13 protein-coding genes are annotated in these 13,367 nt (G+C 68.0%); 3 read left to right on the top strand and 10 right to left on the bottom strand.

The window, feature by feature from the left end; genetic code table 11:
* Positions 1–57: 57 nt before the first annotated feature.
* Together WDJ57_RS13585 and WDJ57_RS13580 are read right to left on the bottom strand one after the other, a co-directional pair.
* Positions 58–657, bottom strand: a complete 600-nt coding sequence (locus WDJ57_RS13585) for a metal-dependent hydrolase (protein WP_338901355.1) — start codon at positions 655–657, stop codon at positions 58–60.
* 58 nt (positions 658–715) lie between these two features.
* On the bottom strand, positions 716–1,567 hold the full coding sequence (locus WDJ57_RS13580; protein WP_338901354.1) for a hypothetical protein: 852 nt from the start codon (positions 1,565–1,567) through the stop codon (positions 716–718).
* A gap of 109 nt (positions 1,568–1,676) precedes the next feature.
* Here WDJ57_RS13580 and WDJ57_RS13575 point away from each other — a divergent pair, with 109 nt between their 5' ends.
* Both WDJ57_RS13575 and WDJ57_RS13570 read left to right on the top strand, forming a co-directional pair.
* The gene (locus WDJ57_RS13575) at positions 1,677–2,954 is read left to right on the top strand and encodes an MFS transporter (RefSeq protein ID WP_338901353.1); all 1,278 of its coding nucleotides are present in this window, start codon (positions 1,677–1,679) and stop codon (positions 2,952–2,954) included.
* Positions 2,951–3,823 carry a hypothetical protein gene (locus WDJ57_RS13570; RefSeq protein WP_338901352.1) on the top strand — a complete coding sequence of 291 codons (873 nt, stop codon included), beginning with the start codon at positions 2,951–2,953 and terminating at the stop codon, positions 3,821–3,823. Before WDJ57_RS13575 ends, WDJ57_RS13570 begins: the two co-directional genes overlap by 4 nt.
* Positions 3,824–3,854: 31 nt before the next feature.
* Here WDJ57_RS13570 and WDJ57_RS13565 read toward each other — a convergent pair whose 3' ends face one another.
* The gene (locus WDJ57_RS13565) at positions 3,855–4,712 is read right to left on the bottom strand and encodes a DUF6544 family protein (RefSeq protein WP_338901351.1); all 858 of its coding nucleotides are present in this window, start codon (positions 4,710–4,712) and stop codon (positions 3,855–3,857) included.
* A 126-nt stretch (positions 4,713–4,838) separates the two neighbouring features.
* Here WDJ57_RS13565 and WDJ57_RS13560 point away from each other — a divergent pair, with 126 nt between their 5' ends.
* Complete coding sequence (locus WDJ57_RS13560; protein ID WP_417750486.1) at positions 4,839–6,137, top strand: MFS transporter; 1,299 nt, start codon at positions 4,839–4,841, stop codon at positions 6,135–6,137.
* Positions 6,138–6,569: 432 nt separating this feature from the next.
* Here the strand turns inward: WDJ57_RS13560 and WDJ57_RS13555 are convergent, their stop codons facing one another.
* The 7 genes from WDJ57_RS13555 to WDJ57_RS13525 all read right to left on the bottom strand — a co-directional run bounded on the left by WDJ57_RS13555 (position 6,570) and on the right by WDJ57_RS13525 (position 13,237).
* Positions 6,570–7,175 carry a class I SAM-dependent methyltransferase gene (locus tag WDJ57_RS13555; RefSeq protein ID WP_338901348.1) on the bottom strand — a complete coding sequence of 202 codons (606 nt, stop codon included), beginning with the start codon at positions 7,173–7,175 and terminating at the stop codon, positions 6,570–6,572.
* Between the two features lie 84 nt (positions 7,176–7,259).
* Complete coding sequence (locus WDJ57_RS13550; RefSeq protein ID WP_338901347.1) at positions 7,260–7,709, bottom strand: cyclic nucleotide-binding/CBS domain-containing protein; 450 nt, start codon at positions 7,707–7,709, stop codon at positions 7,260–7,262.
* 261 nt (positions 7,710–7,970) lie between these two features.
* Complete coding sequence (locus WDJ57_RS13545; RefSeq protein ID WP_338901346.1) at positions 7,971–9,131, bottom strand: acyl-CoA dehydrogenase family protein; 1,161 nt, start codon at positions 9,129–9,131, stop codon at positions 7,971–7,973.
* 181 nt (positions 9,132–9,312) lie between these two features.
* Positions 9,313–10,023, bottom strand: coding sequence for a helix-turn-helix domain-containing protein (locus WDJ57_RS13540; RefSeq protein ID WP_338901345.1), 711 nt, complete (start codon positions 10,021–10,023; stop codon positions 9,313–9,315).
* A 55-nt stretch (positions 10,024–10,078) separates the two neighbouring features.
* Positions 10,079–11,206, bottom strand: a complete 1,128-nt coding sequence (locus tag WDJ57_RS13535; protein WP_338901344.1) for a zinc-binding dehydrogenase — start codon at positions 11,204–11,206, stop codon at positions 10,079–10,081.
* Positions 11,203–11,613, bottom strand: a complete 411-nt coding sequence (locus WDJ57_RS13530; RefSeq protein ID WP_338901343.1) for a nuclear transport factor 2 family protein — start codon at positions 11,611–11,613, stop codon at positions 11,203–11,205. The genes WDJ57_RS13535 and WDJ57_RS13530 overlap by 4 nt, the downstream gene beginning before the upstream one ends.
* A 175-nt stretch (positions 11,614–11,788) precedes the next feature.
* Positions 11,789–13,237 carry an aldehyde dehydrogenase family protein gene (locus WDJ57_RS13525; RefSeq protein ID WP_338901342.1) on the bottom strand — a complete coding sequence of 483 codons (1,449 nt, stop codon included), beginning with the start codon at positions 13,235–13,237 and terminating at the stop codon, positions 11,789–11,791.
* Positions 13,238–13,367 lie beyond the last annotated feature (130 nt).

The raw sequence follows: 13,367 nt of genomic DNA, 5'->3' as shown, positions 1-13,367 counted from the left end.
GCAACTCCGGTGGAGAGTGCCCCCGACCGGCCAAGGGTCTTTGGGACGGGCCGACCGTCAGCGGTACCGGCCGGGGACGTACGGGAGTGCGCGCGACGGCAGGACGGTCACGACCCGCTGTGCGACGCTGGGCAGCACCCGGCGGACGGCGGCGTAGACCCCAGCGACGCCGACGGCAGCGAGGACGACCCACTGGAGCAGTCCGTCGACCACGACGACGAGCGGGGCGGCGAGAGCGACCGACAGCAGGAAGTCCTCCGGCGCGCCGTCGTAGCGCACCCACCCGCGGGGCGAGAGCCACCGGCCCCGGTAGTGGTCGTACACGGCGCGGTCGGAGGTGCCCTCCCACGGCCGAAGTTCGAGGCCGCCGCCGAACATGTCGGCGACGCTGTGGACCGCCGCGGCGACCGCAAACAGCGCGAGCGCCACCGTCGCTGCCATCGGCGCGAGTACCGCGACGGGAACCGCCGCGGCCGCGAGCGCCGAGTAGTACACCGGGTAGTGCAGGGTCCGCCGGTGGCCGACGTACATGTCGAGGTCGGGGACGACGCCGCCGACCAGGCCGGCGACCAGCGCGACGCCGGCGAACTCCGGCACGGCGACTGCCACGGGGAGTGCGAGCACCATCCCGGCCAGCGCGTGCGTCGGGAGCATCATCGTGTCCTATTCAAAGCAACACGACGATTTGAGTGTACCGGTCTCGGAAGTACGCGCGTCAGTCGGCGAGCGACGGGCCCTCGCCGGCGTCCCCGGGCCCTCGACCGGGCAGGCGACGGAGGAAATCGAGCGCCAGCGCGGCACCGAGAACCGGCGGCAGTATCGACCCGACGACCATCCCCGCGGTCATCTCGACGCCGGTCTGGAGGTCGACGACGGTGATGGCCGAGATGCCCGGCGCAAGCAGGGCGGCGAAGACCAGCAGGACGCCGGCACAGAGGTCCCCCCACCGGCGGTCCCGCCACAGCCACACCGCGACGACGGCAAGCGACGGGACGACGACGCCGAGGTCGACGACGTACGTGACGACGCCCTGCGGGCCGAACTGCTCGATGACGGAGGGGGTCGTCCCAGCGAGGATAGCGGGAACGACGTCCGAGACCCACAGCGCCGCGAGGCCGCCGGCCGTCACGAGCAGGAACCCGGCGTAGAGCCGGCGCGCGCGGCCCTGGAGGGTGCGATAGAACGGGGCCGGGTCGGTCCGCACCATCCCGGCGGCGAGCGTGAAAAGCGACAGGGCGAACAGCGCCACGTAGCCCAGGAAGAAGTCGTTGAACGACCGGTTGAGCCCGATGGTCGCCCACATGTAGGTCATGTACGCGAGCGCGCCGAGCCAGACGACGCGGCCCCCGCGGGACCCGCGCAACGCCCCCCAGAGCCCGACTGCGAGCACCGGGACGGCGACGAGCAGGATCACCGCGTCCTCGGCGGTGATGCGGGCGAGCAGCGACGACGGGTCGGTGTAGTGGCCGTCGCGGAACAGTCCCAGGAGACTCGACGCGGCCGACAGCGCGAGGATTGCGAGCGTCGAGCGGACCTGCCAGCGGCGGAGGGCGAGTGTCTGAGTCATTGCCAGTCACCGCCTGGAGATACGCCGGACTGGCGCTTAACCGTAGCAGTGGTATCGATTGTCTGACACGCTCCAGTTATTAGGCGGAGGAGCGAGTAGAGGGCCGTAGATGCAGTTCACCGAGTTCGTCCGGCAGCGACGGTGGCCGACGGTGGTGGGGTACGGGCTGTTCGTCGCCGTCCTCGCCGCGGGGTACTACTACAACCTCACCTTCGTCCAACTGGGCCTCATCGACCTCGGGACGCGGCTGGTCGGGCTCACCCGCTTTCAGGTCTCCATCGGCATGGCCGCCCTCGCGCTCGTCGCCGTCGTCGTCGCCCTGGTGACCGGGGTCGCACTGGACAGGTACGGCCTGAGCACGGACCTCCGGGCGAAACTGCGGGTCCTCTGGGGCGTCATCGTCGTCCAGCTGGCGCTGACGCTGACCGCGCCGGTGCTCGCGTCCCCGGCGCAGTTCGGCGGCTGGATTGTGCTCTGTGCCGCCTCCATCGGCGTCGGGATGCCGACGACGTTCAGCCTCGTCGTCGACCTCGTCCCCGTCGCGGACCGCGGCCCCGTCGCCGCCGCCGCGACTGCCGCGGCCTACTTCCTCGCCAACGTCTACCCGACGCAGTGGGAGATAGAGTCCTTCAGCATCATCATGAGCGCGGCGATGGCTCCGGCGGTCCTCGTGCTCGGCTACCTCGCCTTCCGGGAGAACGCCCTCGTCGACGCGCTGGCGGGCACCCACGAGCGGCCGTCGTTCGGGATTGGACGGTTTTGCCGTCCAAACCGCGTGCGGACCGGGAGCTACGCCTTCCTCTCGGCGCTGGCGCTCATGTTCGGCGTCTACTTCATCGACAGCCTGGGCTTTCTGCGCATCATCGAGACGCCCGCCTACATCTACACGTCCTGGCAGTCGCCGGACTTCGGCGTCCACCTGCTCATCGGCGGCGTCCACGTCGTGACCGCCGTCATGGCCGGGGTGCTGTACACGAACTTCGGCCGCCGCTGGCTGTTCCTGCTCGTCTTCGGCCTCTTTGGCTTTACTCACCTCATGTACGTCTTCGACGTCCGGGCCGGCATCGGCGACGCGCCGCTTTTGATGCCGCTGTTCTACGCCGGCGCTGTGAGCTTCTACACCGTCCTCAACTTCGCCATCTGGCCCGACATGTCCACGCCCGAGACCATCGGCCGCCACTCCGCTATCGGCGTCGGCATCGCGGGGTTCCTCGCCACCTTCCTCTCGACGGCCGTCGTCCTCTACATCAAGAGCGAGTCGGTGGGACTGGCCCGCCACCTCACCATCGTCGACGCGCTCTCCCTGCTCTTTTTCTTCCTGGTGCTGGTGACGGTGTACGCCCACCGGATGGTTCGCCTGGCCCACCAGCGGGGTGAGCCGTCGTGAGGCCCGAGTCGGTGCCGCTGCTGGTGGTCGCGCTGTTGCTCATCGCAGCGCAACCCGGCGTCGAGACGGTCACGACGGTCGTCGGCGGCAGCGAGGACATCGAGACGGGGGCCGACGCGGTGGTCGTCCTCGACGGGACCGTCACGGTCGAGTCGGGGACCACCGTCGACTCGTCGCTGTACGTCCTCGGCGGGACCGCCCACATCGACGGGACCGTCGACGGGCGGGTCGTCCAGCTATCCGGGAACCTCACCGCGGGAGCGGATGCGCGCGTCACCGGGAGCGTCGACGTCTACGGCGGGACCCAGGCCGTCGCAAGCGGCGCGAGCGTCCCCGTCAGCGTCGTCGCCGAGCCCCTGACCCAAGAGCGGTCGCCGGCCGAGGCGGCCGGGATACTCCTGATGCAGGCAGTCGGCCTCGCCCTCGTCGGGGGGCTGGTCGGGCGGCGCTACCCGGACCTGCTCGCGAACGTCGGTCACTCGATGCGCCACCACCCGGTCGTCAGCGGGACGGTCGGGGTGCTCGCCACGGTCACGCTGCTGGCGCTTTTCGTCTTCATGGCCTTCACCATCGTCCTGATTCCGGTGACCGTGCTCGGACTCGTCGGCGGGCTGGTCGTCTTCCTCTACGCCTACGTCTGCGTCGGCTACCTCGTCGGCCACCGACTCCAGCCCGACCGCCCCGGCCTCGCGACTGCCGCCGGCGCGGTGGCGTTCCTGGTCGGGAGCGAACTGCTGGGCTACGTCCCCGTCGTCGGCGGCCTCGTCCCGCTGCTGGTGTTGCTGACGGCAGTCGGGGCGGCCGTGGTGACGTACTTCGGTCTGCGGCGGTTCCAGCCGCCGCGACTGGGCGCCGTCGAGGACGGGTGAGCGCCGTCGCGGGCGGACGGGACCGACTGCGCTACCGCTCGTGGTCGTCGTTGGCGACGACGTGCTCGATGGAGCGGAGGTCACCCCGCCAGTACGGTTCGTCCTCGGACTCCCAGGCCACCGCCGCCGTCGTCGGTATCTCCAGCCCGTTGTGCTCCTCGTAGTCGTCGAAGGTGCCGCGCCAGCGCGCGAAGGAGCCGTCCTCCTGGTGGTACCGCTCGGTGGTCACCGCGGTGATGTGGTCGGCGTCGTCGAAGTGGAAGACGACCGTCGCCGTCACGTGCGGGTCCTTCAGCGTCGCCTGGGCCGACTCGTCGTCCACGGGCTCCCAGGAGACCCCCTGCGTCGGAAGGAGCGCGGTCGGGTACCACACCGCCTCGGCGAGGTAGCGGACGAGTTCGCCCTGGCTCATCTCGGGGCTCGGTCCCGCCCGCATCACCGGGAGCGTCGAGCGGAGCCGCGCCTCCAGGGCCCCCTGCGCGTCCTGATAGGAGTCGATGACGCGAACCGGGAGCAGCGGCATCACGTCGATGGTCGCGTCCCAGACGAAGCCGGGCGGTTGCGTCGAGAACCACTCGGTCGCCGTCAGCGGGTGCCAGGCGTCGCCGAGACGGAACTCGCCGTCCTGGTGGAGTTGCCCGCGCCTGACGTACGGCTGGCCGTCGTCGAGGACGCGCTCGGCGTACCGCCGGACCGGAGCCGGGACGTCCGCGACGTCCTCGCTCGTGAACCGTGCGCCGTGCTGGGGGTCCGCGTCCGCGACCAGGTCGCCGACGCGGCGCTGGACGTCGCGCTCGAAGGAGTACTTGCGGGAGCGGGCGACGGCCAGGCCGGCGAGACCGAGGCCGGCTAGCACCGCCGTCCGTCGGCGTGAACTGGAGGGTGCCATCGTTGATACTTCGCCCGCTGGACCCATGAAACTACCCGCGTGGCGGCCGGGCCAGAAGAAAGTATTACGTCGGGGCTATCCCAACCGACAGCCGTGTCAGACGACGAGACGGACGCCGTGGCCGGGATGGGCCGACGGCGGGTCGTTGGGACGCTGTTTCTCGTGGTCTTCATCGACCTGCTCGGGTTCGGCATCCTCATCCCCGTCATCCCGCTGTACGCCAAGTTCTTCGGGGCCAACGAGTTCGTCGGCAGCCTGCTCATCGCCACCTACTCGCTGTTCCAGTTCGTCGGCGCGCCCATCCTCGGCCGCCTGTCGGACGAACGCGGCCGGCGACCCGTCCTCCTGCTGTCGATTACCGGCAGCGTCGTCGCGTGGACGCTGTTCGGCGTCGCGGGCGAACTCGGCCCGTTGCTGGGGGCGACCAACGGCCTCGTCGTGCTCTTTGCCGCCCGGGCCTTCGCCGGCGCGATGGGCGGCAACATCGCCACCGCCAACGCCTACATCGCGGACATCACGCCGCCGTCCGAGCGCGCGAAGGGGCTGGGCATCCTGGGCGCCGCCTTCGGCCTCGGGTTCGTCTTCGGGCCGGCCATCTCCGGCATCGTGTCGAGCCCGTTCGCACTCGACGTCCTCCGGGACCTCCTGCCGTCGGTCGTCCCCGTCACGGAGTTCACCATCCCCTCCTTCACCGCGGCGGCACTGTCGGCGGCGAACCTGGGACTGGCCTTCGTCGTCCTGCCGGAGCCCCGGCGACGCGAGACGAGCGTCGAGGCGTCGGCCGGGTCGCGGCTGCGGCAACTCTACGACGCCGTCACCGCGCCCGACATCGGCTCGCTCGTCGCGGCGTTCTTCCTGGCCTCCTTCGCCTTCTCGGCGTTCGAGAGCCAGTTCATCTTCCTGACGAACGACCAGCTCGGCTACGGCACGACTGCCAACGCCATCCTCCTGACGTACATCGGCGTCGTCATCGCTATCGTCCAGGGCGGACTCATCGGCCCGCTGACCGACCGCTTCGGCGAGTACCGCCTTGCGCTGACCGGCGCGGCCATCCAGGTGGTGACACTCGCCGCCGTCCCCTTCTCGCTGTCGTGGTCGTTCGTCCCGTCGATAGGTCCGGTCGATTCGGGCGGCGTCGCGCTGGCGGCCGTCTCGACGCCGCTGGCCTTTGGGAACGCGCTGACGAACGTCTCGCTGAACGCGCTGGTGTCGCTCAACGCCGACGAGGACGAACAGGGCGGGGCGTTCGGCCTCACGCAGTCCGCCGCGAGCCTCGCCCGCACGTTCGGCCCGGCCGCCGCCGGCCTGCTCTACGTCGCCGTCGCCTACTGGACGCCCTTCGTCGTCGCCGGCGTCCTCTTCGTCCCCATCCTCGTCCTGCTTGGCCGGGTCGCCCGCGCACAGGTCCGGCCGGCCACCGAGTGAGAACGCTGGCGGAGCGACCGCCCGGCGTTCGTGGAGTGGAAACAGGGGGCAAATCCGCAACTACCCTGCACGTACTGGGAGACTGTCGCACCAGAAATATAGATTTCCAGTATATCCTCAAAAGTCTATACTTCCGGCATCTGGTCTGGACGAATCCCAGCGACCCAGTGCAGGAGGAGTCCGAGGATCGCCACGCAGTAGAGCCGCACCTCCGATTGCGTCGTCAGCCACACGCTATCCGAACGGATGGTAGCTGACGGTCGACGCGGACGGGAAAACCAGAACACGGGCGCGCTACCCGTCTGAAGCGTGAAATTTCGGGCCGACTCAAGCGAGAGTGGGTTCGACTGGGGACGAAAAGACAGTCGTCCGAGACGCGAGGGGAAATGACGCGTTTCGTATGCTCACGCTGTGGGCGAGCGGGGTCGGGGCTCACCCGTCCGGTTCCGGGTATGACTGTCGGTGGCCGGTGGTGTTGCGGGCGACGATTTCCGTCGTCGCGGACGGGCGGCCGTCCGGGCGGCGTTCGGTCTTCGCGTCGAAGTACAGCACGGTCATGTCGAGACACGCGTGCAGGAGTTCGTTGGCGGCGAAGCGGTAGCGGTCGGTGTCCGGGCCGACTTCGACCGGGTCCGTCGTCCGCAGGTGGTGCTGGACGAAGAGCACACCGCCCGGCGTGAGGGCCTCCTTGATGTCGGCGAAGCGGTCGATGGCGCGGTAGAAACTGACGGTAACGACGTCGTAGGTCGACTCGGGGAAGGCGTAGGATGGCACGTCACCCTGAATCCAGTTCGTCCGGTCCACGACGCCGGCCGCCGCGGCGTTCTCGCGGGCGATGCGGAGTCCTTCGCGGGACTGGTCGAGGCCGTCGACGCGGTAGCCACGCTCTGCGAGAAAGACGGCGTTGCGGCCCGTCCCGGTGGCGAGGTCCAGCGCCCGGCCGTCGGGGAAGGTGTCGACGTACCGCTGTAGCACGGGCGATGGGTCGGGGTCGGTCGGATACGAACCGTCGCGGAACCGCTCGTCCCAGGATGCCATACGTCGGCCGACGCGCCCCAGCACCGTCAGAGATGGGGTTCGAGCGACGCGAGTGGGGACGACCGTCCGGGTGAGAAACGGCGTCTAGGCAGGGTCCTCGCGCGGCGGCGACTCGCCTTCGATGACCGCGGCGAGGTTCGCCAGTTCGCGGCTGTCCAGTTGCCCGGCCAGGTGGACGACGATGTCGTCGAGCGTGACGATGCCGAGCAGGTCCCCGTTCTCCATGACCGGCACGCGGCGGACGCCCGCCTCGCGCATCCGCTCGGTGAGTTCGCGCACGCTCACGTCCGGCGCGACGGAGAAGACCGTCATCGAGAGCACCTGGTTCACCGTCGTCTGTTCGAGCGAGTCGACGAACTCCTGGCCGTAGACGACGAGGTCACGGTCCGTGACGATGCCGAGCACCTCGTCGTGGGCGTCCAGGACGACGGCGCTGCCGACGCCCTCCTCGCGCAGCACCGCGGCGACGTCGAGGACGCTGTCGTCGAGATAGACGGTCACCACGTCCTCCCGGAGCAGGTCTGTAATCTCCATACCGGACGTTGGTCGGCGACGAATATAAAATTGCGATGCGGTGACAACCAAGGTGCGCACTGGCCGCGACGTCGACCGAAGGGGAAATGTATATAACGTTGTGCTCAGACGACACGCACGCCGCAGGAATGCGGCCAGAGGGTTGCAGTATCATAACCCAACTGTCTACCCTCTTCGTTCTGCGAAGCTATCAGGCACAATCAGCCCGCAGTCCGGGAGTGTGGCGGCCACAGGTCGGAGCGGCATGGCCGGCGAGTGGCCTCACTCGAAGGCCGGAATGCCAGTCAGGTCGTGGCCGAGGATGAGCGAGTGGATGTCGTGGGTCCCCTCGTAGGTGTAGACCGTCTCCATGTTCGCCATGTGTCGCATCGGCGAGTAGTCGGCCGTGATGCCGTTGCCGCCGAGCATCTCCCGCGCGACGCGGGACTGTTCGCGCGCCATGGCGACGTTGTTGCGCTTGGCCATCGACACCTGCGGCGCGCGGAGACGACCCGCCTCCTTGAGGTCAGCGAGGCGGTGCGCGAGGAGTTGCGCGAGCGTTATCTGGGTCGCCATCTCCGCGAGTTTCTCCTGCTGGAGCTGGAAGCCGGCGATGGGCTTGCCGAACTGCTCGCGGTCGGTGGCGTACTCCCGGGCCGTCTCGAAGCAGTCCCGCGCGGCCCCGACGGCGCCCCAGGCGATACCGTACCGCGCCTGCGTCAGGCAGGACAGCGGGCCTTGCATCCCCTCGACGCCCGGCAGGACGTTCGCCTCGGGGACGAAGGCGTCGTCGAGGACCACCTCGCCGGTCACCGAGACGCGCAACGAGAGTTTGTCGGTGATTTCGCCGGTGCTGACGCCGTCGCGGTCGGTCTCGACCAGAAAGCCCCGCACCGGGTCGCCCTCGGCCGAGCGGTCCCGCGCCCAGACGAGCGCCACGTCCGCGATGGGCGCGTTCGTAATCCACGTCTTCGAGCCGGTGAGGCGGTAGCCGTCGGCGTCCCGTTCGGCGTAGGTCTCCATCGCCGACGGGTTCGAGCCGTGTTCGGGTTCGGTGAGGCCGAAACAGCCCACCGCGTCGCCGGTGCCGAGCCGCGGCAACCACTCGTCTTTCTGCTCGTCGCTGCCGTAGGCGTGGATGGGGTACATCACGAGCGCGCCCTGGACGCTGGCCATCGAGCGCAGGCCGGAGTCGCAGGCCTCCAGTTCCTGCATCAGCAGCCCGTAGGCCGTCTCGCTGACGTTCGGCAGACCGTACCCGTCCAGATTCGGCGCGAAAAAGCCCAGTTCGCCCATCTCCTCGATGACACCGGTCGGGAACGTCCCGTCGAGCCAGTGCTCCCCCACGTCCCCGACTTCCTCGGCGACGAACTCCCGTGCGGTATCGCGAATCAGCCGCTCCTCCGCGTCCAGGTCGCCCTCCAGCGAGACGTAATCGAGCATATTCACGTCACTGTCTGTCACAGTCTTAGTACCTTCGAGCGAAATCCAGGTGTCGGCCGACGTCACCGGCCGGTCACACAGTCGAGACGACGGACAATCTGAGCCGGGTCTGCGGAGAGCGACAGAGCGGTCGCGAGAGTATTAGTAACAGAATTACAGTATGAAAATCTATGCTATATTTCTACTCGCCGTTCGCCGCGGAGATGTTCACGTACTGGATGAAAAACTGCATGATGCGCTTCTCAGCCTTGCGGAGGTGCTGGGACGCCGTCGTCTTGGCGATACCGAGGTCGTCGGCGATTTCCTGGAGGGTGCATCCCCGCGGAATGTCGAAGTACCCCGCTTCGAGCGCCTTGTTGAGGACGCGACGGCGACGTGGCGTCACCGACTCGAACAGTTCGCTCCACTCGGTGACGCTGGGCGTCGTGCGCCGCTGGAAGTCCGACGAGACGTACTCTATCTTGACGGGACCGAAGCGCTCCAGCAACTCGACCGCCTCCGAGAGGTCTTCTCTGTTCGTCAATAGTAAGTCGAAGCTTTCAGTTCCGTTACGTAGCTCGCCGAAGCCACCGAGCGGGATGAAGCCCTCGTGGAGGAGGACCTGCAGCGGGGTGTACTCGAAGTGCTGACTCCGGATGAGCAGCGTCGCCGAGAGCCGGTCGACGCCCCCGACGGCGTACTTCTCGATGACGTCGACCGACATCGTCGACTCGTGTTCCCGTATCGTCTCGATGACGTCGTCGTAGTCGCTCTCGGCCACCTCCAGGGCGACGAGGCCGAAGTACCGCCGGTCGCGGAACGTCGAGGCGAGGAACTCACCGGAGACGTCGTAGCTGACGAGGTTGCTGGTCCAGTCCCCCTCGTATCGGACGCTCAGTTTTGCAGTCAGCATCAGTGTGTGCCCACAGACAGGCGAGCTAAATTAATCATCGGGCGCGGACGCGGCGCTACCGGGAGGGAATCAGCGTCGCACGCGTCAGGTCGCGGTTCTCCGAGGCTTCCAGCGCCTCCTCGATGTCTTCGAGGTCGTACTCCGCGTCGATGAGGCGCTCGTAGGGGTACTCGTCGATAGTGTTCGCCAGGAACTGGAGCGCGTCGTAGAGGACCCAGGGGTCGTACTCGACGGCCGTCGTGATGTCGATGGACTTCCGCGTGAGTTTGCCCGGGTCGAAGTCGACTTCGTGGCCGGGACGAACGTTGCCCATCGTCAGATAGCGCCCGCCCTTGCGGAGCAGGTCGATTCCCTCGACGAACGCCTCGGGGACGCCGGCGACTTCGATGCCGACGTCGGCCCCGACGCCGTCGGTAATCTCGTCGACGCGCGCTTTGCGGGCCGCCACCGTGTCGAGTTCGCGGAAGTCGATGACGTGGTCGGCACCGAAGGCCTCGGCCTGTTCGAGGCGCTTGTCAACGCCGTCGATGACGATGGTCTCCGCGCCGTACTCGTTCGCGACGACGGTCGCGTTCAGCCCGAGGCCGCCCGCGCCCTGGACGACGACCGTGTCGTTGTACTCGATGCCGACCTCCTCGATGCCAAAGAGGACCTGCGACAGCGCGCAGTTGGCCGCCGCGGCGACGTTCAGGTTGTCCTCCAGTTCCGCGGGAATCTTGTAGAAGTGGTTGTCCGGGTAGATGTAGTAGTGCGTGGCCCAGGGCGCGTGGAAGTGCGGCCAGATGTCCGGGGATTTCCCCGTGTGCTCGTAGTCGTTGTCGCAGGCGTAGAACTCGCCGCGCCGGCAGAACTCGCAGGCCTGGCAGGTCTGGAAGTAGACCGGGGCGACGAGGTCACCCTCCTCGACGGGATTCCCGGCGCTGTCGGTCTCGACCTTCTCGCCGAGGTCGCTGACGCGACACAGCGCCTCGTGGCCGAGCACGCAGTCCTGGAGCGGATGGTCGCCCTTCCAGACGTGCAGTTCCGAGCCACAGACGTTCGACCTGACGACCTCGGTGACGACGGCGTCCGGTTCCGGGTCCGGCACCTCGTACTCACGGAATTCGAGGTCACGGGGCCCGTTGAGGTAGACTAGCTCGCCGGTTTCGGCCTCCTCGTCCGCCATCCGGGACTCACTGCTCATTCTGCCTCCGCGCGGACGTTCGGAACCTCCTCGGGCACCTCGTCGACGTAGCCGCGGTAGTCGAGATATGCCCGGAACGCGACAATTTCGTCGTCCTCGTTGAACTCCATCACGTCACAGAGCGGGACGCCGTCGGCCTCGCGGCCGACCGCCGTCTCGCCGTCGAGGTAGCCCTCGCAGACGACGACGTTGCCGTCCTGATGGAAGTTCGTCATGTGGTGTTCGCCGCCAGTGAAGAACTCCGAGTTGTCCTCGTAGAACTGCCGGATGTCCTCGATGCCGCGCACCACGCCGGCCCGCGAGGAGTGGACGACCGGGTCGTCCCCGTACAGTTCTAGGACGTCTTCGGTTCCTGCGTCCGCGCTGTCCATTAGCTCAAAGTACCGCTTGGCAACTTCGACGCTCATCTGTCCTGGAGTATTCGACCGTCTCCCATACCCTTTGAGGCGAACATAGTGCCTCCTTTTTATGCTAGCGAGAGAGTCGCACGCACGTCACCGGGCGACACCCGAGGCGGTCTCGGCCCAAACCGTCGGGAGGACGCGGGACCGCCAAGAGAACAGCGGTCGGAACTGCCTGCAGTCAGTTCGGCGTGATGTCGGCGCAGACGTTCTTGACCTGGGTGTAGGCGTCGACGGCGGCGAGGCCCTTCTCGCGGCCGAACCCGCTCTCCTTGAAGCCGCCGAAGGGCGTCTCCTCGCCGCCGGCGAACCACTCGTTGATGTAGACCTGGCCGGCGCGCACGTCGCGGGCGAAGCGGTGGGCACGGCCCATGTTCTGCGTGTGGATGCCGGCGACCAGCCCGTAGTCCACGTCGTTGGCAATCTCCATCGCCTCGGCCTCGGTGCTGAACTCGATGACCGACAGCACCGGCCCGAATATCTCCTCCTGGGCGATGCGCATGTCGTTGTCGACGCCGTCGAAGACCGTCGGCTCGACGAAGTAGCCGTCGCGGTCGAGCGCGTCGCCGCCGACGAGCGGTTCGCCGACCTCCGTCCGGCCGACGTCGAGGTAGTTCGTCACCTTCTCGAAGTGCTCCGCCGAGACGAGCGGGCCCATGTCGGGGTCGACCTCGCCGCTGTCGATGTCCATCGCCTCGATGCGGCGCGTGAGTTCGTCGAGGAACTCCGCCTTGACGTCCTCGTGGATGATGAGCCGCGACCCTGCGGAGCAGACCTGGCCGGCGTTGGCGAAGATGCCGGTCATCGTGCTGTCGACAGCGGAGTCGATGTCGGCGTCGGGCCAGACGACGTTCGGGCTCTTCCCGCCGAGTTCGAGGTGGACGTTGGTCACGTTCTCGATGGCCGACTTGCCGACCTCGATACCCGTGGGGACGGAGCCGGTGAAGCTCACGCCGTCGACCTCGGACTGTTCCGACAGGGGTGCGCCGGCCTCCGCGCCGAACCCGGGGAGGACGTTGAGGACGCCGTCGGGGATGCCGACCTCGGTCGCGAGCCGACCGATTTCGACGGCGGTCAGCGGCGTCTGCTCGGCGGGCTTGACGACGGCCGTGTTCCCCGTCGCCAGCGCCGGGGCGACGCTGCGCCCGAAGATGTTCGTCGGGAGGTTCCACGGGATTATCTGGCCGGTGACGCCGAGCGGTTCCCGCACCGTGTAGTCGACGTACTCGTCGGTGAGCGGGATGGAGTCGCCGTGGACCTTGTCGGCGACGCCCGCGTAGTACTCGAAGTATCGGGCGCAGGTCTCGACGTCCGCGCGGGCGTGGGAGAGGGGTTTGCCGTTGTCGCGAGTTTCGAGCAGCGCGAGGCTCTCCTCGTGGGCGCGGATTTCCGCCGCGAGGTCGTTCAGGAGGCGGCCGCGCTCCTGGGGTGGCGTCGAGCGCCACTCCGGGAAGGCCTCGCGAGCGGCGCCGACGGCCCGGTCGACGTCCGCGGCGCGCGCCCGTGCGACGGCCGCGAAGGGCTCCTCGGTGGCCGGGTTGACTGTCTCGAAGCGCTCCTCCGCCTCCGACGGGACGAGGTCACCGTCGACGAGGAGGTCGTACGTACTGAGGTCTGTCTGGGTCGCCATGGGTACCGTTGCGCCCTCTCGCCGTATTCTGGTTTCGCTGAACATGTCCCGGCATTAATACCCCGGTATAGCCGGTCGTCCCGGAGTGAACATGTGTCGGTGAACGTTTATCACACCGGGCCGTCCAGAC

The sequence above is a fragment of the Salinibaculum sp. SYNS191 genome (genome assembly GCF_037338445.1).
GTDB lineage: Archaea > Halobacteriota > Halobacteria > Halobacteriales > Haloarculaceae > Salinibaculum > Salinibaculum marinum.
The sequence above is the reverse complement of the archived record's forward strand: the minus strand, read 5'-3'. Positions and strand labels throughout refer to the sequence as shown.